Origin of the sequence: Promicromonospora sukumoe 327MFSha3.1 (assembly GCF_000385135.1) — a bacterium.
Taxonomy (GTDB): Bacteria; Actinomycetota; Actinomycetes; order Actinomycetales; family Cellulomonadaceae; genus Promicromonospora; species Promicromonospora sukumoe_B.
In genome coordinates, this window is the sequence record NZ_ARQM01000010.1 from 797,410 (window position 1) to 820,206 (window position 22,797).

The following is a 22,797-nucleotide window of genomic DNA, read 5'->3' on the forward strand; positions in this document are numbered from 1 at the left end:
GCGACCGGCCCACCGGAGGGTCAGAGCAGCGTCTGCGCCACGCGGCGCACGGCGGCGCGCTTGCCGTGGATGAGCGCGTCCACGGGCCGCTCGCCGAGCTCGTCGTTCGGCGTGAACAGCCACTCGAGGATCTCGGGCTCGGTGAACTGGGCGTCGGCCAGCACCATGATCGTGCCGCGCAGGGTGGGGATGACGCCGGGGCGGCCCTCGACGTCGGGCAGCACGAACAGGGCCGGGACCTGGAAGGTGGTGCGCTCCCCGCGCTTGATGCCGATCACGTGCCGGTCGCTGACCAGCCCGCGCGCCTTGCCCACCTCGATGTCGAGGGACTCGGCGAGGTCGGGAAGGGTCAGCCAGTCGCCCACGAGGGTGTCGAGATCTGTCACGGCGCAAGCCTAGGCGACGGGGCGCGAGACCGTGACACGGCAACGATCCGGCAACGGCCCGCTGTCCGGTATGCGGGTTCCTGCCAGGGCGTGGGTGGTCACCCGTACACTCCCACCCGTGGCTCAGGTGACGGCAGACCCTCTCATCGGCCGCCTCGTCGACGGGCGGTACGAGATCGTCGCGCGCGTGGCGCGCGGCGGCATGGCCACGGTGTACCGCGCGCACGACACGCGCCTGAACCGTGAGATCGCGCTGAAGGTGATGCACCCCCACCTGGCGGAGGGGGAGCAGGCCGCGAGCTTCCGGCAGCGGTTCGAGCGCGAGGCGCGCTCCGCGGCAGGCCTGCAGCACCACGGCGTCGTCGCGGTCTACGACCAGGGCACCGACGGCGACATGCGCTACCTGACCATGGAGTACGTGCCGGGCACCAACCTGCGCCAGCTCATCCGCGACGGCGACCTCACGCTGCGCCGCTCGTTCGCCGTCCTCGACGTGGTGCTCTCCGCGCTGGCCGCCGCGCACGCCAAGGGGATCGTGCACCGCGACATCAAGCCGGAGAACGTGCTGCTGGAGGAGGGCACCGGCCGCCCCAAGGTGGCCGACTTCGGCCTGGCCCGCGCCATCTCCGAGGTGTCGAACACGACCACGGGCACCGTGCTGGGCACCGTGGCCTACCTCGCGCCCGAGACCATCGCCACGGGGCACGTCGACGCCCGCGCGGACGTGTACGCCGTGGGCATCCTCGCGTTCGAGCTGTTCACGGGCCGCCTGCCGCACGAGGGCGAGGGGCCCATCCAGGTCGCCTACGCGCACGTCAACACCGACGTGCCGCCCGTGAGCGCGTTCGCCGGCCACCTGGGCCGCCCGCTCGACGTGCTGGTGCAGGCGCTGACGGCGCGCGACCCCGACCGGCGCCCGCACGACGCCGCCGTGGCGCTCGACGTGCTGCGCAGCACGTTCCGGCAGATCCCCAACGAGGTGCTGGACATCCCCGCCAAGGCGGCGCCCCCGCCGTCGTCGGCCGCGGTGAAGGCCGCGCGCACCGCGGTGGTGGAGCGGCCGCCCGCCGGGCGCTGGGCGGCCCAGCAGCCGCCGCAGCCACCCCAGCCGCAGCCTGAGCGGCGGTCCCGGTTCGGCGGCAAGATCGCCCTCGTCGTAGCCCTGGTCGTGGTCCTGTTCGGCGCCTGGTGGTACACGGAGCAGGGTCCGGGTGCCTACGCCGTGGTGCCGAACGGCGTCGTGGGCGTCACCGAGGCGCAGGCCGAGGAGGCGCTCACCGAGGCCGGGCTGACGCCCTCCAGGGTGCCGCAGCACGACTCGGACGTGCCCGAGGGCGAGGTGATCTCCGTGACTCCCGACGAGGGCCGGCGCACGCTGCGCGACGAGCCCGTGGACCTCGTGGTCTCGCTCGGCCCCGAGCTGGCCGACGTGCCGAGCGGGCTCGTGGGCATGACCGAGGAGGAGGCACGCGCCGCCCTGCGCGACGTCGGCCTCGTCGACGTCGAGGTCTCGCGCGAGTACTCCGCAGACGTCGTGCGCAACGAGGTGATCTGGGCCTCCGTCCGTGAGGGCGGCTCCGTCCCGACGGACGAGACCGTGCGGCTCACCGTCTCGGACGGGGCGCCGCCGGTCACCGTGCCCGACGTGACGGGCCTGTCGGCCGCCGACGCCACGGACACGCTGTCCGCGCAGGGGTTCGAGGTCGCGCGCGAGGACAAGTCCGACAAGAAGGTCGAGGCCGGGGCGGTCATCCGTACCAAGCCGGACGCCGGCAAGGGCGCCGAGCAGGGCAGCACCATCACGATCGTCGTCAGCAGGGGCGAGCAGGGCACCGTGCCCGACGTGGTCGGTCTGTCGGTCGAGGACGCCCAGGCCCTGCTCGACGAGGCCGGCTACACGTCGGTGGTGCGCGGCTTCGGCGAGCTGTTCGGCGAGGGCGTCAAGGAGACCGAGCCCGCGGCGGGGGAGAAGCTGAAGAAGGGCGAAGAGGTCACGCTCTGGACGTGGTGAGCTCCCTTCGGACCCGCTCGGGTGTCAGGCCGCCCGGTCGACGGCGGCGTGGGCCAGGTCGGTGAGCAGGCCGCGGCCCGGCTCGGCGAGGTCCGCCAGGTCGAGCAACGCGTGGCCGCGCACCGCGAGGTCGGTGATGAGCTGCTCCACGGCGTCCAGCGCGCCGGAGGCCACGATCACCTCGCGCACCCGCGCCACCTCCGCCTCGGACAGGTCGGGGTTGCCCAGCGCGGCCACCAGGACCGTCGCCTCGGGGCCCTCGGCGTCGGGCAGCAGCGCCAGGGTGCGGGCCACGACCACGGTCCGCTTGCCCTCGCGCAGGTCGTCACCGGCGGGCTTGCCCGTGACGGCCGGGTCGCCGAAGACGCCGAGCACGTCGTCGCGGAGCTGGAACGCCTCGCCCAGGGGCAGGCCGGCCGCCTCGATGTCGGCGGCGGCCCGCGGGCTCGCGCCGGCCAGCAGCGCGCCGAGCGCGAGCGGCGCGGCCACCGAGTAGCTGGCGGTCTTGGCGCGCAGCACGTCGCGGGCGCGCTCCTCGTCGGCGGCGGGGTCCTGGCCCCACGGCTCGGCCTGGACCAGCACGTCGAGGTACTGGCCCACCACGACCTCGCTCTGCATCGCGTCGAAGCGGGCGCGGGTCGCGGCGGCGACGGGCGCCGGCAGGGCCTCGAGCGCGGCCGACAGCTCCCGCTGGGCGGCCAGCAGCACGAGGTCGCCGATCAGGATCGCGGCGGAGTCGCCGAACCGGACCGGCTCGCCGGACCAGGCCGCGCCCACGTGCTTCGCTGCGAACGCCCGGTGCGCGGTGGGGCGGCCGCGGCGGGTGTCGGAGTTGTCCATCACGTCGTCGTGCAGCAGGGCTGCGGCCTGGAAGAGCTCGAGCGCGGCGCCCACTCGGACGGTCGCGATCCGTGCGGGGTCGGCCGGGTCGGCGGAGCCGCCGTGCGCCCGGAACGACCAGTAGCAGAACGCGGACCGCAGGCGCTTGCCGCCCATCAGCAGCCCGGCGGCCTCCTCGACCATCGCCTCCGCGCTCGGGCTGATCGCCCCGACCTCGGCCGTCAGCCGGGCGAGGTGGGCGGTCACCGCGGCGTCGACGTCGGCGCGCAGGTGCTCGGCGTCGACGAGGGCTGCGGGGCTCAGGGCACTGGTACGGGCAGGTGAGGCTGGCACGGGACCAGCCTATGGGGTTCGGACGGTGCCGCTGATCGAGCAGAGCCGCCGCTCGCCATCGTCGAGCACGCCGACCACGAGCGACTCCTGCACCTCGCCGGACTTGGTCTTCGTGATCCGCACGAACGCGGTCTGCGCGGTGAGGCCGCTCGCGTCCGGCGCCGAGATCTGCTTGAAGCCCTGCCGGGTCAAGATCTTCCTGGCCTGCCCGACCACCCGTTCCGTGGGGAGGCTCGACGACAGGTTCAGCGTGACCTGCGTCATCGGGACGCTCTTGGTCTTCGAGCCCTTGGCCGCGGCCACGGGCTGGGCCGACGACGCCAGCAGCGTGGCGTCCTCGGGCACGGGGAACAGGTCGGGCGGGAAGCCCTGCGCGTAGGTGGCCACCGCGGACGAGGGGTCGAAGGTCGGCAGCTCGGTCGGCCCGCCCGACGCGGCCGCGCTCGGCCCGGGCGTGCCCGTCGCGGTGCTGCCCGCGCCGGCCTGCTCGGTCGCGGCGCCGGTCTCGTCCCCGCAGCCCGCGGTCGCGAACGCCAGGCCCACGGCGGCGGCGAGCGCGGCCGTCCGGCGGACTGTGGCGAATCGGGACACGCGCACACCGTAGCCGTACCGGGCGGGGCGGCGACAGCGTGCGGTGATGCAGGCGGATCCGGCGGGGTCGAGATCTTCGTGTCGGATCTCGCGTCGGACCCTTGCGACGGACCTTGAGACGGACCCTCCTGACGGGACCTCGCGGCGGGGAGCGCGACCACAGGAATCCCGTTGTCCACACGGCCCTCCTGGGCGCGCCCGCGGTTCGCCGGCGGGCTGGGATCGACGACATGAACCCCGACCTCCAGCCGAACTCCGACAGCGGCCTGCCCGACGGCGGCCTCCCCGACAGCTTTCCCGACACTGGTCCCTCTGCCCGTGACCGCACAGCCCGTGACTTCTCCGCGCGAGACGTCCCCGAGCGGACGACCCCCAGGAGCAGCACCTCGCCGGGCACCGTCGTCCCGGACCGCGGACGCGCCCCGGCGGTGTCGAACGCCCGCGTGATCCGCGTTGCCGGGCCGGAGGATCTCCTGGCCTACATCCCCTACCGGCTCGGCTTCGAGCCCGTCGAGTCCGTCGTGGTGGTGAGCCTGACGGGCCCGCGGCAGCGTGTCGGGCTCGTGGCCCGGGTCGACCTCGCCGACCTCCGGCTGCGCCGGCCCGGCGACCCGGCCGGGCCCGACGGCGGAGCCACCGCCCGCTGGCTCACCGACCACCTGGTGGCCGACGGCGCGGACCGGGCCGTGGTGGTGCTCTACACGGCGACCGACACCGCCGCGCCGAGCGGGGCCGCACGCCGGGCCGCGGACGTGCTCCGGGCCCGGATCGACCGGCGGCTGCCGGGCACCGAGGTCTGGCTCGTGGCGCCCACGGGCTTCCGCGCGCTCGACTGCCAGGACCCGCTGTGCTGCCCGCCGGAGGGCCGCCCGCTCGCCGTGCTCAAGGGCAGCCGCGTGGCCGCCCACATGGTGCTGGAGGGCCGCACCGTGGCAGGCACCCGTGAGGAGCGGTACACGCTGCGCCCCGCGCCGGAGGCCGCCCGCACGCAGGCGCGCCGCGCGGCCGCGCGCTGGACCGACACCTACCGGCGCCTGCGGCACCGCACCCGGTTCCCGGACGGCGGCGGTCCCCTCGACGTCGCAGTGCCGGCCCCGCAGCCGGGTGGGAGCGCCGCTCGCGAGGCGGCCCGGAGCGCGGCGCGGACGACCGCCCGGCGTGCCGCCCGCACCGGTGCCAGGTCCGCCGCGGCCCGGGCCGAGCAGACGCAGCGGGAGCTCGCCGACTGGGGCGCGCAGAGCCTGGGCCTGTGGCGCTCGGCGGTGCGGGCCGTGGCGCACGCGGAGCCGGGGCAGCCCGTGCCGCTGTCCCCGGTGGACCTCGGCAAGATCGGCGCGGCGCTCGCGGACGTACCCGTCCGGGACGCGGTGCTGCTCAGCCTCGTGCCGGGCACCGAGCAGGCGGCCCTGCGCACCGCGCGGCGTGAGGCGGACGGCGACACCGACCTCGCCACGGGAGCCGTCATGGCCCAGATCGTCGACCCGGAGCGGGGCATCCCGCCGGACCAGGACCGCACCCAGCCGGCCCGGAGGGTGCTGGAGGCCGTCGTCCGGCACGTTCCTCGCAACCGGCGGGCCCCGGCGTACCTGCTGCTGGCGCTCATCGCGTGGTGGCACGGCGACGGCGGGCTGGCGGTCGAGCGGGTGTCGGACGCGCTCGGGGTGGACCCCGACTACCGCCTCGCGCTCCTGCTCCGCAGCGCTGTCGTCGGGGGAGTCCCGCCGGGCTGGGTGCGTCGGGAGCGGACCCTGTTCCACGGCGGAGCCGGCACCGCCGCTCAGCCGGGCGCGGCGACGGAACTGGGCGCGGCGACGGAACCGGGCGCGGCGACGGAACCGGGCGCGATGGCTACGGGCTGAGCCCAGCCGGGTGAGCCCGGCCCGGCGAGCCCGGCCGGCGGCGCTCGCGGGCGTTCACGGGTGAACACCGGGTGATCTCGCGGGGTGAGCCGGTCCGGGTGAGCGCGTCGGGTGATCTCACCGGGTGAACCGACCCGGACCGGTCGCCCCGGGTGCGGTCCGCCTGCCGTGTGCGGCACGGACCCGGGCGTGGTGTGGGGTAGCGTCGGCTGACATGACGATCGTCGTCGGACACCTCGCCACGCCCGAGGGCCAGGAGGCCCTGAGCACCGCCGTCACCGAGGCCAGGGAGCGCAAGGCCCCGCTGGTCGTCGTCACGAGCGGGAAGCGTCCCGTCGACGAGTGCCGGGCCGAGCTCGACGAGCTGGCCAGCGGCGCGGCGGCCGGCGTCGACCTGCGCGTCGAGGAAGGCACCGGCGACCTCGCCGAGGACCTGATCCGCACCGCCACCAGCACCGGCGCGGAGCTCATCGTGATCGGCCTGCGCCGGCGCAGCCCAGTCGGCAAGCTCATCCTCGGCGCGGGCGCGCAGCGGATCCTCGTCGAGGCCCCGTGCCCCGTGCTGGCCGTCAAGGTCTGAGCTCACGGTCTGGGCTCACGGTCTGGGCTCACGGTCTGGGCCTCATGGTCCGGGCTCACGGACTGAGTTCACGGTCTGGGCCCGGCCTGCCGCATCACGCCCACACCTGAGCCCGGCCCCAACCCTGCCCCCAACCCCGGCCCGAGCTCAGCCTGAAGAGCCGAGCCTGAGCCTCGGCCATGCCCCACCTGTGCTCCGGCCATGCCTCGCCTTGACGTGCGGCCCGTCATCCCGGCGTCGGCTCCGGCCCGGGACCGTTCTGGGGCTCTGACGGGGTCCGATCCGGCCGTCGTCCCGCGCCTGGTCCGGGGCAAGTTCGCCGGATCTTCGCCAGATCGGGAATGGTGCGGGCACCCGGTTCGTTGACTCTGGGCACGCGAAATCAGAAACCCCGCGGGGTGGTCCCGCCCGACGTGACTTCGCACTGACTTTGCCCATATCACCGCGTTCGTCGCGGGGTACAGGGAGGCCGACGGTACAATATATATGTTCGCCGGCGGAAGAAGAAGGTCCAGTGACGGCCCCGCCGGCAGTACACCGCCCCCTCGAATGCCGAAAGGTCGGTTTGTGGCGCCCACTCCGCTGAAAGCCCCCCAGGACATCGCTCCTGTCCCTGCACGCGACAACCTGCCCCGTGAGTTCGAGCATCCTGCCTTGCAGGAGCTCCTCGCTCGCGGTGCCGCCGACGGCTCGGTCGACGCCGAGAACTTCCGGCGTGCATGCGAGACGGCACAGGTCGGTGACGCCAAGCGGCTGAAGGCGGTGCTGCGCGCACTGGCCAACGCCGGTGTGCAGGTGGGGCTCCCCACCGTGACCAAGGTGGCCGCCGCATCGGCCACCCGGTCCACCGCGGTCGCCGCCAAGGCGCCCGCAGACGAGGCGGAGGCCTCCGCGAAGCCGGCCCGGCGCACCCGGGCGACGGCGGCGAAGACCACGACCGCCAAGAAGTCGGCCCCGGCGCGCTCCACGGCGAAGCCGAAGGACGACGACATGCCCGACGACGTCGATCTCGACTTCGACGACGTCGACGATGACGATGACGAGGCGACGACGAGCACGCGCAAGAAGCCGGCGGGCAAGGCCGGCGCGAAGAAGCCTGCCGCTCGGGGCAAGTCGAAGTACGACAACATCGAGCCCGACGGCGTCGCCGTCGAGGACCCCGAGGACGAGACCGACTCAGGTCCCGAGACCGTCACCAAGACGACTCGTGGCCGTGGCGGCAAGACGGTCAAGGAGGGCGACGAGAGCTCCGGCTTCGTCGTCTCCGACCGGGACGACGACGATGCGCCAGCGCAGCAGGTCGTCACGGCCGGTGCGACCGCAGACCCGGTCAAGGACTACCTGAAGCAGATCGGTAAGGTCGCGCTGCTGAACGCGGAGCAGGAGGTCGAGCTCGCGAAGCGCATCGAGGCCGGCCTGTTCGCGGAGGAGCGTCTCGCGACCACCGACTTCGACCGGAACGACAAGGACCAGCGCCGCTTCGAGCGCGACCTCAAGTGGATCGCGCACGACGGCAAGCGGGCCAAGAACCACCTGCTGGAGGCCAACCTCCGCCTCGTGGTCTCGCTGGCCAAGCGCTACACGGGCCGCGGCATGCTGTTCCTGGACCTGATCCAGGAGGGCAACCTCGGTCTGATCCGTGCGGTCGAGAAGTTCGACTACACCAAGGGCTACAAGTTCTCGACCTACGCAACCTGGTGGATCCGGCAGGCGATCACGCGTGCCATGGCCGACCAGGCCCGCACCATCCGCATCCCGGTGCACATGGTCGAGGTCATCAACAAGCTGGCCCGCGTCCAGCGCCAGATGCTCCAGGACCTGGGCCGCGAGCCCACGCCGGAGGAGCTGGCCAAGGAGCTGGACATGACCCCCGAGAAGGTGGTCGAGGTCCAGAAGTACGGCCGCGAGCCGATCTCGCTGAGCACCCCGCTCGGTGAGGACGGCGACAGCGAGTTCGGTGACCTCATCGAGGACTCCGAGGCCGTCGTCCCCGCGGACGCCGTGTCGTTCACGCTGCTCCAGGAGCAGCTGCACCAGGTGCTCGACACCCTCTCGGAGCGCGAGGCCGGCGTGGTCTCCATGCGGTTCGGTCTGCAGGACGGCCAGCCCAAGACGCTCGACGAGATCGGCAAGGTCTACGGCGTGACGCGTGAGCGCATCCGCCAGATCGAGTCCAAGACGATGTCGAAGCTGCGCCACCCCTCGCGGTCGCAGGTGCTGCGGGACTACCTCGACTGACCCTCGACTCACCAGCACGAACCGTCCGGACTCGAGTGGGGGTCAGGACGAGCACCACCGACGCCGGGCGGGTGATCTTCTTCGGAAGCACACCCGCCCGGCGTCGTCGTGTGGGAGCGTGCCCGATGTGTCCCCTTCGAACAGCGCCGCTCCCGCAGCAGTTCTCGCCCGGGTGATCGCGGCCGTCCTCGCCTCCCTCCTCGCCGTCGGCCTGACCACGGTGCCCGCGGCGGCGGCCGGCTACACGCTCAGCGCGTCCGGCACGACGACGACCACGGCGACCGTCTCGAAGACCCTCACGGCGGTCTACCGCTACAACGGCAGGGCGCAGAAGCGGGTCAAGGTGAACCTGCAGCGGTACAGCAACGGTGCGTGGGTCCAGGTCAAGACCGTGACGACGAACCTTTCGGGCAAGGCGTCGACGGCGGTCAAGCCGTCCGCCACGACGAAGTACCGCTTCAAGACCACGAAGGCGACGAGCTCGACGCTCACCGTCACCGTCGTGCCGGGCTCGTGGGCGATCGCCGGCTCGGGCTACGGCCACGGCGTGGGCATGGCGCAGTGGGGTGCCTACCAGATGGCACGCGGGGGCAGCTCCGCCGCGCAGATCCTGGGCTACTACTACCCGGGCGCGACCGTGAGCACCGCCAACAACCCCCGCACCTCGATCGACGTGCAGGTGCTCGGCAGCTCGGGCGACCCCGCCACCACGACCCTGAGCCTGTCCGCCGGGTCCTGGCGGCTCCTGGACGGCGCCGGGGCGCAGCTCGCCACCGGCACGTCGGCCCGCAGGATCTCGATCGCCCGGACGACGTCGGGCGTGACCTCGCGGATCACCGAGAACGGCATCGTGCGGCAGAAGTTCGGCGCCCGCCCGACCCTCTACCTCGAGTGGACGGGCACCGAGTACCTGGAACCTGAAGGCGTCGCCGGGACGGTCAGCGTGTCCGGCGCGCAGGGCACCTACCGTCACGGCCGCCTGCGGATCACCAGCCCCGGCACGCTGCCGAACGTGGTCAACCAGGTGGTCATCAACGACGAGTACCTCTACGGGCTCGACGAGATGGCCTCGCTGTGGGGCACGAGCGGCTACGGGGGAGCGGCGGCCCTGCAGGCGCAGGCCGTCGTCGCGCGGAACTACGCCATCCTCGCCAAGACCGCGGGCCTGAAGGCCTCGTGCGACTGCCACCTCTACGACGACACCCGCAGCCAGAACTACACCGGCTGGAAGAAGGAGGGTGGCGCGTCGGGCGCCACCTGGCGCGCGGCCGTGGACGCCACCCGGCAGGACGCCGCCGGCACGGTCACGGTGGTGCGCAACGCGTCGGACGGCATCGCCGAGACGCCGTACTTCGCGTCGTCGGGCCGCGGGGGCAGCTTCTCCGGCACCACCAACAACCAGGACGCGTTCGGGACGGCGGCCCAGTCGCATCTCCGGCACGTCACCGACCCGTACTCCCGGCAGGCGCCGGGCAACCCGTACGTGTCGTGGACCGGCGTCCTGACCCAGGCGAAGGCCAGGAGCGTCTTCAAGCTCTCGTGGGTCCGCTCCGTCAAGGTCACCGCGCGCTACTCCAGCGGACAGATCAAGACGATGCAGGCGGTCTCCACCACGGGTGGCACCCGCACGCTCACCAAGACCGCGGAGGGCTGGCGCACCGAGCTCGGGCTCCGCGGGTCCTGGGCGGACACGGTGACCGCACGGAAGTGAGGCCGGGCGGGCTGGACGCGCAGTCAAGTGGGGGATGAATTCAATGGAAATATCCTGAATACACCCTAGGCTGTGCCGCGCCCGGACGTTACGGTAGCCCCTGGCAACGATGCCTGCTGTGATGCCTGCTGTGTTGCCTGACGTGATGCCTACCGTGTTCCGGGACCAGGAAGGTGACGCCGATGTCGCTAGCAAGGTCGCACCGCACCCCGCCCAACGCTCAGTCAGCCCGCCAGTCAGCGCGCCAAACAGTCCGCCACCCGGCGAGCCCTTCGCCCAGACCCTCGGCCCGCCGACGGCGGCTGGGCGCCGCCGTGCTGGCCCTCGCCACGGGCGCCGTGCTCGCCGTCGTGCCGGGGACCTCGGCGCCGGCGGCGACGCCGTCGGCCACCGGCCAGGCCGCCTGGCCCGTCACGAACGCCCACCTGCCGACGCCCTGGACCGAGGACGTCACGCCTGAGAACGCGCTGCCGGAGTACCCGCGCCCGCAGCTGGTCCGGGACCGCTGGGAGAACCTGAACGGCCTGTGGGAGTTCGCGGGCGCGACCGAGGGCGAGGCACCGCCGTTCGGGCAGACGCTCGCCGAGGAGATCCTGGTCCCGTACCCGACGGAGTCGGAGCTGTCGGGCATCGACCGGCACGAGGACCACATGTGGTACCGCCGCACGGTCGAGGTCCCGGCGTCCTGGCGCACCGGCGGCCAGCGGACCGTGCTGAACTTCGGCGCCGTGGACCACACCGCGACGGTGTGGGTCAACGGGCAGGAGGTGGCCCACCACGAGGGCGGCTACGGCCGGTTCTCCGCGGACGTCACCGACGCGCTGACGGCGTCGGGACCGCAGGAGGTGCTGGTCGGCGTCACCGACCGGACCGACGACACCTGGCAGCCCGTCGGCAAGCAGCGCAACGTCCCGGACCGCGGCATCTTCTACGAGGGCGCGTCCGGCATCTGGCAGACCGTCTGGATGGAGCCCGTCGCGGCGGCGCACGCCACGCGGCTGGACATGACCACCGACGTCGACACGAGCACCATCGCACTGACCGTCGAGGGCAGCGCGGCGGCCGACGGTGGCACGGCGGAGGTCGTCGTCCGCCAGGAGGCCGCGGCCGGCAAGAAGGGCAAGCTCGCGGCCCGCGCCGCCGGGGCCGTCGGTGACGAGCTCTCCGTGCGCGTGCCGGGCGCCCACCTCTGGACGCCCGACGACCCGTACCTCTACGACCTCGAGGTCCGCGTCCGCGACGCGCGCGGCAAGGTGGTCGACACCGTCGGCTCGTACGTCGGCATGCGCGAGATCGGCATCGCGCCGGGCGAGGACGGGCGCAACCGCGTCACCCTCAACGGTGAGGTCGTGTTCCTGCTGTCCACGCTCGACCAGGGCTACTGGCCGGACGGCATCTACACCGCCCCCACGGACGAGGCGCTCGCGTTCGACCTGGAGCAGCACAAGGAGCTGGGCTTCAACACGGTGCGCAAGCACATCAAGGTCGAGCCGGACCGCTGGTTCTACCACGCCGACCGCCTCGGCCTGCTGGTCTGGCAGGACATGCCGTCGATGAAGACGGGCCGCCCGCCGGTCGAGGCGCAGGAGCGCTTCGAGCGCGAGCTGCACGAGATGGTCGACCAGAACAAGAGCTGGACCTCGGTGATCGGCTGGATCCCGTTCAACGAGGGCTGGGGCGAGTGGTCCCAGGAGGCGACCGGGCGGATCGCGCGCGAGGTCAAGGCGCAGGACCCGACCCGGCTCGTGAACGCGCACTCCGGCGTCAACTGCTGCGACTCGCTGGGGGACAGCGGCGCGGGCGACATCATCGACTGGCACCAGTACGTGGGCCCGGCCCAGCCGGTGCCGGACGCCACCCGGGCGTCGATCGACGGCGAGCACGGCGGGTTCGGCCTGGAGGTCGACGGGCACATGTGGTTCGAGGACGGCCACGCCTACGAGATGGCGCCCGACGTCGCCACGCTCACCCGGCGCTACGTCGAGAACACGCGGGACGTGCTCACGTCGGCGCAGCAGTGCGGCATCAGCGGGTCGATCTACACGCAGATCACCGACGTGGAGCACGAGGTCAACGGCTTCTTCACCTACGACCGGCAGGTCGAGAAGATGGACTTCGGCCAGGTCCGGGAGGTCAACGACGCCGTCATCGCGGGCGCGGACGGGTCGGGCGCCGAGCCGCCCGTCGTCGGCCCCGGGACGCCCGGCCTGGCCGGCGTGCACGCCTGGGGCTTCGACGAGGGCTCCGGCACCGTGGCCGCGGACGGCGTCGGCGACGCCGACGCGACCCTGACCGGAACCACCTGGGCGGACGGCGTGGCCGGCGGCGCCCTGTCGTTCGACGGCGCGGGCGAGGCCGACACGGGGCAGACCCTGGTGCGCACCGATGGTTCCTACAGCGTCTCGGCGTGGGCCAGGCTGGACGTGGCCGATGGCGGCTTCCAGACCGTGGTCAGCCAGGACACCGGCGCGAACAGCGCGTTCTTCCTGCAGTACTCGGGGCAGGACGAGCGCTGGGCCATGAGCTTCGTGGGGGCACGGGCGCTGTCACCCGAGAAGCCGGAGCCCGGCCGCTGGTACCACCTGACCGGTGTGCGCGACGCCGCCACGGGGGAGCTGTCGCTCTACGTGGACGGCGAGCGGGTCGCCACGAAGGACGTCTGCACCGCACCCGAGACGCAGGGGCCGCTGGTGATCGGCCGCGGCCAGTACGGCGGGAACGAGGTGGACCACCTGCGCGGCGACGTCGACGACGTCCGGGTCTTCGACCGGGCGCTGTCGGCCGCCGAGGTGGCGGAGCTCGCGGCGGGCTGACGGGGCCGGCCGGGTTCTCGGTCGGTTCTGGTCCGGTTCTGGTCCGGGTCTTGGCCCGGGTATGAGAACGCCGGCGGTGGGTCACCCTTCGGGGTGGCTCACCGCCGGCGTCGGTCTGTCGGCGTTTGTGGTCCGGTGGTCGTCCGGCCTGGGTGTCAGGCCTGGCCGTGCTCCGCGTGGAGCCGGTCGGTCTCGTCCTGGACATGGGTGGCGACGTCCGCGTAGGCGGACGCGTGTGCGCGCGCGTGGTGGCCGCAGAAGAGCAGCTCGCCCACGGGCAGAACGACGCGCACGTAGGCCTGCGCGCCGCAGCGGTCGCAGCGGTCGAGGGCGGTGAGCGGTTCGGTCGTCAAGGTCGTCACATCTCCATCCAACCATTCGCTCGCGCGGTTCATGCCGGCCCGGGTGGGCGGTTCGCTGCGAGCATAGCGGCGTGGCTCACAGTCTTGGTCCCCTTCCGCCCCCAATTGCGCTGAAAGGGTAATTTCTGTCATCGGGTGAATCTTGCTGTCACACAGCCGTTCGGTCGGTTGTTCCAGCGTTCTCCCGGGGCGCCTGACGTAGGTTGTCGGTGACCTCGTCTACGCTGTCGCCGTGACCGCAACGTCCGAGTCGTACACCGCTCGCCACCTGTCCGTCCTCGAGGGTCTCGAGGCGGTCCGTAAGCGTCCCGGAATGTACATCGGGACCACCGACTCCCGTGGCCTGATGCACTGCCTCTGGGAAGTCATCGACAACTCCGTCGACGAGGCCCTGGGCGGCCACGCCACGAAGATCGGTGTCGTGCTGCACGCCGACACCTCGGTCACGGTGTCCGACGACGGCCGTGGCATCCCGGTCGACATCGAGCCCAAGACCGGGCTGAGCGGCGTCGAGGTGGTCTACACCAAGCTGCACGCGGGCGGTAAGTTCGGCGGCGGCTCCTACCAGGCGTCCGGTGGTCTGCACGGCGTCGGCGCCTCCGTCGTGAACGCGCTGTCCTCGCGCCTCGACGTCGAGGTGGACCGCGGCGGCAAGACGCACCGGATGACCTTCCACCGCGGTGAGCCCGGCATGTTCTCCGACCCGGCGTCGGGGCCCAGCCCGGACGCCACGTTCCAGCCCTTCGTGGACCACTCCGAGCTCGCCGTCGTCGGCAAGGTCGCGCGCGGCCGCACCGGCACGCGCGTGCGCTACTGGGCCGACCGCCAGATCTTCCCCAAGTCCGCGGTATTCAGCTACGACGAGCTGGTCACCCGCGTCCGGCAGACCACGTTCCTGGTGCCGGGCCTGGAGATCGTCGTGCGCGACGAGCGCGGCCTGCCCGGCACCCCGGGCGAGAACGGACCCCACGAGGAGTCGTTCAAGCACACCGGCGGTGCCGCGGACTTCGTCGAGTTCCTGGCCCCCGACACCCCCGTCACGGCGACCTGGGTGCTGCGCGGCTCGGGCAACTTCACCGAGACGGTTCCGGTGCTGGACGAGCGCGGCCACATGTCGCCGCGCGAGGTGCAGCGCGAGTGCGAGGTCGACATCGCGCTGCGCTGGGGCACGGGCTACGACACCGAGGTGCGCTCGTTCGTCAACATCATCTCGACCCCCAAGGGCGGCACGCACCTGACGGGCTTCGAGCAGGGCCTGCTCAAGGTGATCCGCAAGAACGTCGAGGCCAACGCACGCAAGCTCAAGGTCTCCACCAAGGACGGCGCGGAGCGCATCGAGAAGGACGACGCGCTCGCGGGCCTCACGGCCGTGGTCACCGTGCGTCTGGCGGAGCCGCAGTTCGAGGGCCAGACCAAGGAGGTGCTGGGCACCGGACCGGTGCGCCAGATCGTCTCCCGCGTCGTCGAGAAGGAGATCCAGGCCCTCCTGAGCTCCACCAAGCGCGACGAGAAGACGCAGGCCTCGCTGCTCCTGGACAAGATCGTCGCCGAGATGCGCGCGCGCATCACGGCCCGCAAGCAGAAGGAGATCTCGCGCCGCAAGAACGCGCTGGAGACCTCCTCCCTGCCGGCCAAGCTCGCGGACTGCCGCTCGAACGACGTGGAGCGCTCCGAGCTGTTCATCGTCGAGGGCGACAGCGCGCTCGGCACCGCCAAGCTGGCGCGGTCCAGCGACTTCCAGGCGCTGCTGCCGATCCGCGGCAAGATCCTGAACGTCCAGAAGGCGTCGATCAGCGACATGCTGCGCAACGCCGAGTGCGCCGCGATCATCCAGGTGCTCGGGGCGGGCTCCGGCCGGTCCTTCGACATCGAGGCCGCCCGCTACGGCAAGATCATCATGATGACCGACGCCGACGTCGACGGCGCGCACATCCGCACGCTGCTGCTGACGCTGTTCTACCGGTACATGAAGCCGATGGTGGAGGCCGGGCGCGTGTTCGCGGCCGTCCCGCCGCTGCACCGGGTCGAGGTGATCGGCAGCGGCCGGCGCAAGAACGAGTACATCTACACCTACTCCGAGGCCGAGCTGGGCGTCACGCTCCGGAAGCTCGACAAGGCGGGCCGGCGCTACAAGCCGGACATCCAGCGCTACAAGGGTCTGGGCGAGATGGACGCCGACCAGCTCGCGGAGACCACCATGGACCCGCGGCACCGCACGCTGCGCCGCGTCACCGCCGAGCACGCCGAGGCGGCCGAGCGCGCGTTCGAGCTGCTCATGGGCACCGACGTGGCGCCCCGCAAGGAGTTCCTCATCAACGGCGCGGCCGAGCTGGACCGGTCCCGGATCGACGCCTGAGGCGGTCGGAGCGCCGGCCGCCCGCCGCCTGAGACGGCGGCGCCGTGCCGCGTGCCCCGACCTAGACTGACCGGCGTGAACAAGACCTCTCGCCGCCCGCTGACGGCAGTCGCCGCCGCGGCCACCGCTCTTCTCGTCGCCGGCCTGCTCGGCGCCTGCGGCGGTACGACCGCGGAGCCGGAGACCATGGTCTCCGCGACGCTGAGCCAGCAGTCGGACGCCGAGACGGCCGCCCCGTCGGCGTCGGCCGCAGCGGACACCCTGAGCTACCCCGGCCGCACGGGCGCGACCGCCCTGGAGCTGCTGCTCGAGGCCGACCCGTCGGCGGAGGTCACCGGCGAGGGCGAGAACGCCTTCGTCACGGCGATCAACGGCCGCGCCGCCGACGACTCGAAGAACGAGTTCTGGTCGCTGTCCGTGGACGGCGAACCCGCGCAGGTGGGCGCGGGATCCCTGGAGACCGAGGACGGTCAGGAGATCACGTGGACGATCGACACGTTCTGAGCCCGTCGGACGACGGCGCCCGCCCCGGTGCGAGCCGGAGCGGCGCCGACCCTGCCGCGCCCGACCTGCACGGTGACCGGGCCGCTCGTGACCTGACCGTCCGGGAGCTGGCGCACCGCTGGTGGCGTCCGGCGACCGTGGTGCTCGTGCTGGCCGCCGCGGTGGTGTGGCGGCTGGTCGCGCCCGGCCTCGGCGCGCCGCCGAACCTCGAGATCGCGACCGCGGCGACCTTCCTCGCCGTGCTCCTGCTGCGCAACCGGTGGGCGGCCGTGGTGCCGTTCGCCGTGGTCGCGGTGAGCGACGCGGTGCTCGGCAACACGCAGATCATGTGGTTCACCTGGTCGGCGTGGGCCGTGGTGGGCGTCGGCGCGATCCTCGCGCGGCACCTGCGCGGGCCCGGCCGGTACGCGGCGGCGCTGGGCGTGGGCGTCGTCGGCTCGCTGTGGTTCTTCGCCTGGACCAACTTCGGCGTGTGGCTGCTGGACGGGATGTACCCGTCGACCCTCGACGGCCTGCTCGCGAGCTACGTCGCCGGGCTGCCGTTCCTGCGCACCATGCTGCTGGGCAACCTGGTCCTGGTCCCGCTGGCCGCCCTGGTCGCGGACCTGGTGGAGCGCGCCGAGAAGAGCGCAGCCTCGGCCCTGGCCCCGGCCAAGGGCTAGCTGCCCGCCCCGCGCGAGACAGCCACCGACTTCGGCCGGTTGTCATGAGACCGGTCAGTCAACTGACCGGTCTCATGACAACCGGCCGAAGTCATTGGGCCGAAGTCATTGGGCCGAAGTCATTGGGCCGAAGTCATTGGGCCGAAGTCGAGTGGGCCGAAGTCGAGTGGGCCGAAGTCGAGTGGGCTGAAGTCGAGTGGGCCTGTCCTGCCAGCACTATTGCGGTTAGAGTCAGTAACGGCCCGCCCGCGGGCCCGGTCGCTCAATGCCGAGCGCCCGAGGACCTCACCGAGGAGATCCGATGCCGCTCGTCAACGACTCGCACGCCTCGTCCGCGCCCTCGCCCTCGCCAGCCGAGCCGTCCGGTGTCCCGCCAGCAGGCCCGCCCGCCGACCCGCTCGCGCCGCCGGTTTCCGGGCCGCCCGCCGCGCCGAACCGGGTGTCATTCGCAGCACCCGACCCCGGCCGTCGCCGGGCCAGGCTCCGCTGGGCCGCGGTCGTCGCCGCCCTGACCGTGCTGGCCCTTCCTGCGGTGGCCGCCGTCCCGGCCTCGGCGGACGAGTCACCCGCCCCCGCCGACCTCTTCGCTCAGGCCGACCAGCCCGCCCCGGCCCCGAGCACCACCAGCCCCTCCAGCCCCTCCGACGTCCCCGACGTCCCCGTGATCCCCAACCGGGCCGTGCCGCTCGACGACTTCTACACCCCACCCACCCCGCTCCCGGACGGCGCGGACGGCGCGATCGTGCGGTGGCGCGAGGAGCCCCGGCAGCTCACCGCCCGCAACTACCTGGTGATGTACCACTCGACCAACGCGACCGGGCAGGACATCCCGGTGACCGGCCGGGTGCTGGTGCCGACCACGCCGTGGCGGGGTGAGGGTCCGCGGCCGATCGTCTCCGTGGCGAGCGGTACGCGCGGCGTCGGCGACACGTGCGCGCCGTCGCGCTGGCTCGACTACGAGCGGCCGTTCATCGAGCCGATGCTGCTGGCCGGCTGGGCCGTGGTGGTGACCGACTACGAGGGGCTCGGCACCCCGGGCGGGCACACCTACGTGGTGGGCCAGTCCGAGGGGCGCACCGTCATCGACATGGTGCGGGCCGCGACGAACCTCGAGGCCGCGGGGCTGGAGGCCGGCGGCAAGGTCGCGTTCTCCGGGTACTCGCAGGGCGGCGGGGGCGCGATGTGGGCGGGCGAGCTCCAGCCCGAGTACGCGCCCGAGCTGGACCTGGTCGGCGTCGCGGCGGGCGGCGTGCCCGCCGACCTGACCGAGGTCGCCGACGGGCTCGACGGGAAGGTCGGGTTCGGGTTCCTCCTGTTCGCGGCCTACGGGCTCGACGCCGCCTACCCGGAGCTGGACCTCGAGTCCTACCTGAACGAACGCGGCCGCGAGACCTACGAGCGCGAGAAGGACGCGTGCGTCGAGGCCACGCTGCCGCACGCGTTCCAGGACATCGGCATGTTCACGACGACGAACCCGCTGCGGTCGCCGCAGTGGCAGGCGAGGCTGGACGAGAACCGGCTCGGCGCCAACCCGCCCGACGTCCCGATCCGGCTCTTCCACGGCACGCTCGACGAGATCGTCGCCCCGGGCCAGGCGCGCGCCCTGCGGGACGAGTACTGCGCGGCGGGCGCGGAGGTCCAGTGGGAGTGGCACCTCGGCGAGCACGTCTCGACGATGGTGACCGGGGCGCCCGGCGTCATCGCGTTCCTCGACCGGAGGTTCGAGGACCGGCCCTTCCTGGGGCACTGCTGAGATAGCAAAGCCCCAGGTGAGGGGCACATTTTGACCAAGATGCGACGGGCCCGGGGTGATCCCCGGGCCCGTCGTCGCTGCGCCGCGTGCCGTTTCCCGGCTGTTCACGCGAGCGTCGCCGTCCGGTTAGTCCGGTTGATCACGATTACTGCGTACGTGAGTCGTACGTGAGTCGTCCAACGCACCAGCAACTGACGAGCGAGGGGTTCTGTCATGGCCAACATCAATGTGACCTTCCAGCAGATGGAGGACGCTTCCCAGCGCATGAAGCAGGAGGCGGACGACATGCAGCACAAGCTGGACCAGCTGCGGTCGATGGTCGACAACCTGGTTCAGGACGGCTACGTGACGGACAAGTCCTCCAAGCGCTTCGACGAGTCCTACAAGGAGCTCGACAAGGGTGGCAAGCAGGTCATGGAGGGTCTCAACGGCATCGGCGAGTACCTCAAGCAGGCCGCCGAGGCGCTCCGCAAGACCGACGAAGAGCTCGCGAACGCCCTGAACAAGTAGTCCCATGGCCGACCTGGTAGTCACGTCGGTCGCCGTCGACGACGCCGCCACGCAGCTGGCGGCGATCGTCGACGAGTTCAAGAACATGGGAAAGCTGTGGGAGGACGGCACCGTCTGGGGTCACGACACCGTCAAGAAGGCCATGGACGACTTCGTCGAGGACTGGTGGGTCAAGCGGGAAAAGCTGACCACCAACCTCTCGGACCTGCAGAAGAAGATGGAGCAGGCCGCGGAGCAGTGGAACAACCTGGAGATCGAGCTCGCGGCGTCGTTCGACGAGCAGTAGGAGGACGACGATGGGCGACACCCGGGCCGGGGAATGGCATCTGCTCGACTACGACTCCGACCCCGTCCCGGCCGACGTGGCCGGGCTGGACCCGGTGATCAAGCACTACGAGGACATCGCGCTGGCGATGTCCACGCAGGCCAAGCTGCTCAAGAAGATCGGCGACGGCGACGAGACCCTGCTCAAGGGCAAGGCCGCCGACGCGATGCGCAAGCGCTCCCGGGAGAGTGCGGAGGCGCTGAACAAGGCGTCCGGCCGGTACGACGACATCCGGGACGCGCTGAAGACCTTCCGGCCCGAGCTGGAGTACGCGCGCTCGGAGACGGCCCTCGCCCTGACGGCGGCCCAGGACGCGGCCGCCGCCCAGCGGGGTGCCGAGGGGCTGCCCGACCCGGTGAACGCCGACCGGCCGGACGACGCCCCGCCGCTGACCGACAAGGAGAAGCGGGAGTCGGAGAGCCGCACCGGCAAGATCAACGAGGCCAAGGGTGACCTGGAGGCGGCAAAGGCCAAGGCACGCGCCGCCATGGTCCGGTTCGACGCCGCGGCCACCGCCGCGGCGAACAAGATCCGCGAGAACTGGGCCGACGACGGCCTGCACCACAGCGGCTGGGAAGCGTTCCTGCACAAGCTGAACAAGTTCCTCAAGAAGCTGATCGAGATCCTGATGTACATCGGGATGGCGCTGGCGGTGCTGAGCATCCTGATACCCGGGCTGAACGTGCTGACGCTGCTGAGCGTGGTGGCCACCGTGGTCTCGGTGGCGGCCAGCTTCATCCTGGCGATCCAGGGGGAGGGGAGCTGGCTCAGCGTCATCATCGGCGTGCTCAGCCTCGGCCTGATCGGCGTGGCCGCGAAGATGGCGAGCTCCCTCAAGGGCATCCAGGCCTCGCTGCTGGCCAAGGGCGCCGGTTCCTTCGGCACCCAGAACCGGCAGCTCCAGTTCCTGCTCCGCGACCGCGAGTGGCTGCGCAGGATGGTCGACATCGGCCGCAGCCCGGAGCTGACCCGCCGGATCAACGACCTCACGATCACGCTGGGACCGCTGGGCCGGAACCTGCGCGGCTGGCAGGACTTCGCGGGCAAGACCAGCGTCTCGCCAGGCTGGTGGCAGGTCTTCACCAACCCGAAGTACTTCGCCACGGACCTCAGCCGGCTCATGGACCGCCTCGGCGGCGGCACCTGGCGCTGGGACCGCCTGATCGGCATCAGCGACATCAAGGACGTGCAGAAGATCACCTCGGCGCTCGGCCAGATCGGCGTCACCGGCTTCACGATCAAGCCCTGGATGTACATCGGCCCGATCTCGTACACCTTCGGGTGGGCCATGCGGCCGTTCAGCCTGATCAACCCGTCCAACTTCAACCCGACGGACCCGCGCTGGAGCCTCGACGGCTGGCGGGACGCCGACTACAGCGGCCTCTACGGGGAGAACCCGGTCCTATGACCACACCGAGCACAGCGGGTACGCCGAGCACGCCGGTTACGCCGACGACGCCGGGCACGCCGACCGCACCGGGGACGCCGACAACGCCGGGCACGGTGCCCGCACCCGGCCTGCCCGGCTGGACCTGGCGGGTCGAGCCGCCGGACAACTGGATCGTGGTCCCGGCGCTCGCCACCGAGGGCGCCGAGGACGTCGCGGCCTGGGAGCGGGAGGCACTCGGCGCGGTGCGGGCGTCGCTCCGGACGCAGTACGACGCCGACGCCCTCGGCCTCCCGGCCGAGGACGACGAGCCGACGGCACCCGCCAAGTCCGTCGAGCACCCCGAGCACCCCGCGCCCGGCGTCGTCGAGCCCGCCGAGCCCATCGAGCTCGACGACGCCGGGCGCGCCGCGCTCGACCGGGCCGCCGCGGAGTCCGTGGCCAACCTGCGGGCGTTCGCCGACGGGATGGCGGCCGACGGCCACCGGGTCGTCGCGGCGCTCGGCGTGCTGGGCCGCGGCCCGGTGCCGGTGCTCGTCGCCGTGGGCGCGAGCGACCCGGCCGACCCGGACGACGGCCTGCTGGCCGCGCTCGGCGCTACCGGCGGCAACCCGGTCAGCCCGCCGACCGTCGAGTACCCCGACCTGCCCGACGGCGACGGGGTGCGGGTGACCCGCCTCGACGTCGGCGGGTTCTCCGGGGGTGGCTGGCTCAGCATCGGCCTCGGCCGGCGCACCGAGCACGACGACGTCGTGGTGGACACCGTGCTCGTGTGGCGGTCCCAGGACCTGATGCTCGGCGCCGCGATGCTGGAGCTGCTCGACGAGCTCCTGCCCGCGGTGCACGTCGTCCGGACCGCGGCATGACCGGCGTCGTGCCCGAGGCCGTGCCCGGGGCGCAGCCGGGTCGGAAGCCCACCGACGTGTGGGCCTTCCTGCTGCCACCGGGCTGGGCGCGGTTCCCCACGGGCCCGGAGCGCAAGGACGAGCTTGACGACGCGATCGAGCACGTCGTCGCCGGCGCGCTGCCGGACCAGGCCCCGGCGCTCCGGGACTCCCTCCGCGCCACCTTCGTGGGCGCCGGGACCCCCGGCGTCGTCTACCTCCCGACCGAACCCGTCGCGGGGATGGCCGTGCCGGCGTCGATCACCGAGACGGAGATCCTGGGGGACCGGAGGGCGGACCCGGCCGTGGTCGCGGCGGACGTGCTGGGCACCGGCTACACGGTGAGCGGGCCCGTCGACCTGGACGGACGTCCGGGTGCGCGGCTGACGAACACGGTGCACGATGTGCACCGTGAGGGCGACCGCCCGACGGTCTCCACGCGTCAGGTCGTGTACGTCGTCTCGCGGGACGCGGACGACGGCGACTGGCTGGTCCTCACCTTCAGCACCAGCTGGAGCAGCCGGGGCACCGAGCGGCTGGCCGAGACCCTGGTCGAGTTCTTCGACGCGGTGATGGCCACGTTCCGCTGGCGCGGCCCCGGTGCGGACCCCGTACACCTGCCCGAACGAAGGGTCCCGGGATCGGTGTGAGGGATCACCCGTAGATTCACCCCGGGGGTGTCCGGTTCATGT

General features: G+C 72.4%; 19 protein-coding genes. 15 read left to right on the forward strand and 4 right to left on the reverse strand.

The annotated features are described in order from the left end of the window. Positions 1-20: 20 nt before the first annotated feature. Positions 21-386, reverse strand: coding sequence for an Rv2175c family DNA-binding protein (locus H291_RS0107300; protein ID WP_026365500.1), 366 nt, complete (start codon positions 384-386; stop codon positions 21-23). 118 nt (positions 387-504) lie between these two features. Here H291_RS0107300 and pknB point away from each other — a divergent pair, with 118 nt between their 5' ends. Further along, on the forward strand, positions 505-2,397 hold the full coding sequence (gene pknB, locus H291_RS0107305; protein ID WP_026365501.1) for a Stk1 family PASTA domain-containing Ser/Thr kinase: 1,893 nt from the start codon (positions 505-507) through the stop codon (positions 2,395-2,397). 24 nt (positions 2,398-2,421) lie between these two features. Here the strand turns inward: pknB and H291_RS0107310 are convergent, their stop codons facing one another. Together H291_RS0107310 and H291_RS0107315 are read right to left on the reverse strand one after the other, a co-directional pair. Beyond that, positions 2,422-3,570 (reverse strand): polyprenyl synthetase family protein, encoded by a 1,149-nt coding sequence (locus tag H291_RS0107310; protein ID WP_020014328.1) that lies wholly within the window; start codon positions 3,568-3,570, stop codon positions 2,422-2,424. Positions 3,571-3,579: 9 nt separating this feature from the next. Next, complete coding sequence (locus tag H291_RS0107315; protein WP_020014329.1) at positions 3,580-4,161, reverse strand: hypothetical protein; 582 nt, start codon at positions 4,159-4,161, stop codon at positions 3,580-3,582. A gap of 230 nt (positions 4,162-4,391) precedes the next feature. Between H291_RS0107315 and H291_RS0107320 the strand changes: the two genes are divergently transcribed. The 5 genes from H291_RS0107320 to H291_RS0107340 all read left to right on the forward strand — a co-directional run bounded on the left by H291_RS0107320 (position 4,392) and on the right by H291_RS0107340 (position 13,362). Beyond that, positions 4,392-6,020, forward strand: a complete 1,629-nt coding sequence (locus tag H291_RS0107320) for a DUF4192 domain-containing protein (protein ID WP_020014330.1) — start codon at positions 4,392-4,394, stop codon at positions 6,018-6,020. Between the two features lie 214 nt (positions 6,021-6,234). After that, the gene (locus H291_RS0107325; RefSeq protein ID WP_020014331.1) at positions 6,235-6,600 is read left to right on the forward strand and encodes a universal stress protein; all 366 of its coding nucleotides are present in this window, start codon (positions 6,235-6,237) and stop codon (positions 6,598-6,600) included. Between the two features lie 549 nt (positions 6,601-7,149). Then, on the forward strand, positions 7,150-8,838 hold the full coding sequence (locus tag H291_RS0107330) for an RNA polymerase sigma factor (protein ID WP_084467803.1): 1,689 nt from the start codon (positions 7,150-7,152) through the stop codon (positions 8,836-8,838). 127 nt (positions 8,839-8,965) lie between these two features. Then, positions 8,966-10,549: a SpoIID/LytB domain-containing protein gene (locus H291_RS0107335; RefSeq protein ID WP_157236763.1), complete on the forward strand. Its 1,584-nt coding sequence runs from the start codon at positions 8,966-8,968 to the stop codon at positions 10,547-10,549. A 314-nt stretch (positions 10,550-10,863) separates the two neighbouring features. Further along, a complete protein-coding gene (locus H291_RS0107340; RefSeq protein ID WP_020014334.1) occupies positions 10,864-13,362 on the forward strand; it encodes a LamG-like jellyroll fold domain-containing protein in 2,499 nt (832 codons plus the stop codon). A 155-nt stretch (positions 13,363-13,517) separates the two neighbouring features. Here the strand turns inward: H291_RS0107340 and H291_RS0107345 are convergent, their stop codons facing one another. Next, complete coding sequence (locus H291_RS0107345; protein WP_020014335.1) at positions 13,518-13,724, reverse strand: DUF7455 domain-containing protein; 207 nt, start codon at positions 13,722-13,724, stop codon at positions 13,518-13,520. A gap of 232 nt (positions 13,725-13,956) precedes the next feature. Here H291_RS0107345 and H291_RS0107350 point away from each other — a divergent pair, with 232 nt between their 5' ends. From H291_RS0107350 to H291_RS0107390, 9 genes are all read left to right on the forward strand, one after another. Next, positions 13,957-16,080: a DNA gyrase/topoisomerase IV subunit B gene (locus tag H291_RS0107350; protein ID WP_026365503.1), complete on the forward strand. Its 2,124-nt coding sequence runs from the start codon at positions 13,957-13,959 to the stop codon at positions 16,078-16,080. Between the two features lie 75 nt (positions 16,081-16,155). Next, positions 16,156-16,584, forward strand: a complete 429-nt coding sequence (locus tag H291_RS0107355) for a DUF4430 domain-containing protein (protein ID WP_020014337.1) — start codon at positions 16,156-16,158, stop codon at positions 16,582-16,584. Then, positions 16,563-17,246 carry a DUF6580 family putative transport protein gene (locus H291_RS0107360; RefSeq protein ID WP_020014338.1) on the forward strand — a complete coding sequence of 228 codons (684 nt, stop codon included), beginning with the start codon at positions 16,563-16,565 and terminating at the stop codon, positions 17,244-17,246. Before H291_RS0107355 ends, H291_RS0107360 begins: the two co-directional genes overlap by 22 nt. Positions 17,247-17,685: 439 nt before the next feature. After that, positions 17,686-18,999 (forward strand): lipase family protein, encoded by a 1,314-nt coding sequence (locus H291_RS29035; RefSeq protein WP_157236764.1) that lies wholly within the window; start codon positions 17,686-17,688, stop codon positions 18,997-18,999. A 213-nt stretch (positions 19,000-19,212) separates the two neighbouring features. After that, complete coding sequence (locus tag H291_RS0107370; protein WP_020014340.1) at positions 19,213-19,509, forward strand: WXG100 family type VII secretion target; 297 nt, start codon at positions 19,213-19,215, stop codon at positions 19,507-19,509. Between the two features lie 4 nt (positions 19,510-19,513). After that, positions 19,514-19,795 (forward strand): hypothetical protein, encoded by a 282-nt coding sequence (locus H291_RS0107375; protein WP_020014341.1) that lies wholly within the window; start codon positions 19,514-19,516, stop codon positions 19,793-19,795. 10 nt (positions 19,796-19,805) lie between these two features. Next, entirely contained in the window at positions 19,806-21,242 is a 1,437-nt protein-coding gene (locus H291_RS34120; protein ID WP_026365504.1) for a hypothetical protein, read from the forward strand. Further along, on the forward strand, positions 21,239-22,087 hold the full coding sequence (locus H291_RS0107385) for a hypothetical protein (RefSeq protein ID WP_198012422.1): 849 nt from the start codon (positions 21,239-21,241) through the stop codon (positions 22,085-22,087). The genes H291_RS34120 and H291_RS0107385 overlap by 4 nt, the downstream gene beginning before the upstream one ends. Beyond that, on the forward strand, positions 22,084-22,755 hold the full coding sequence (locus H291_RS0107390) for a hypothetical protein (RefSeq protein ID WP_020014343.1): 672 nt from the start codon (positions 22,084-22,086) through the stop codon (positions 22,753-22,755). Before H291_RS0107385 ends, H291_RS0107390 begins: the two co-directional genes overlap by 4 nt. Positions 22,756-22,797: the final 42 nt, after the last annotated feature.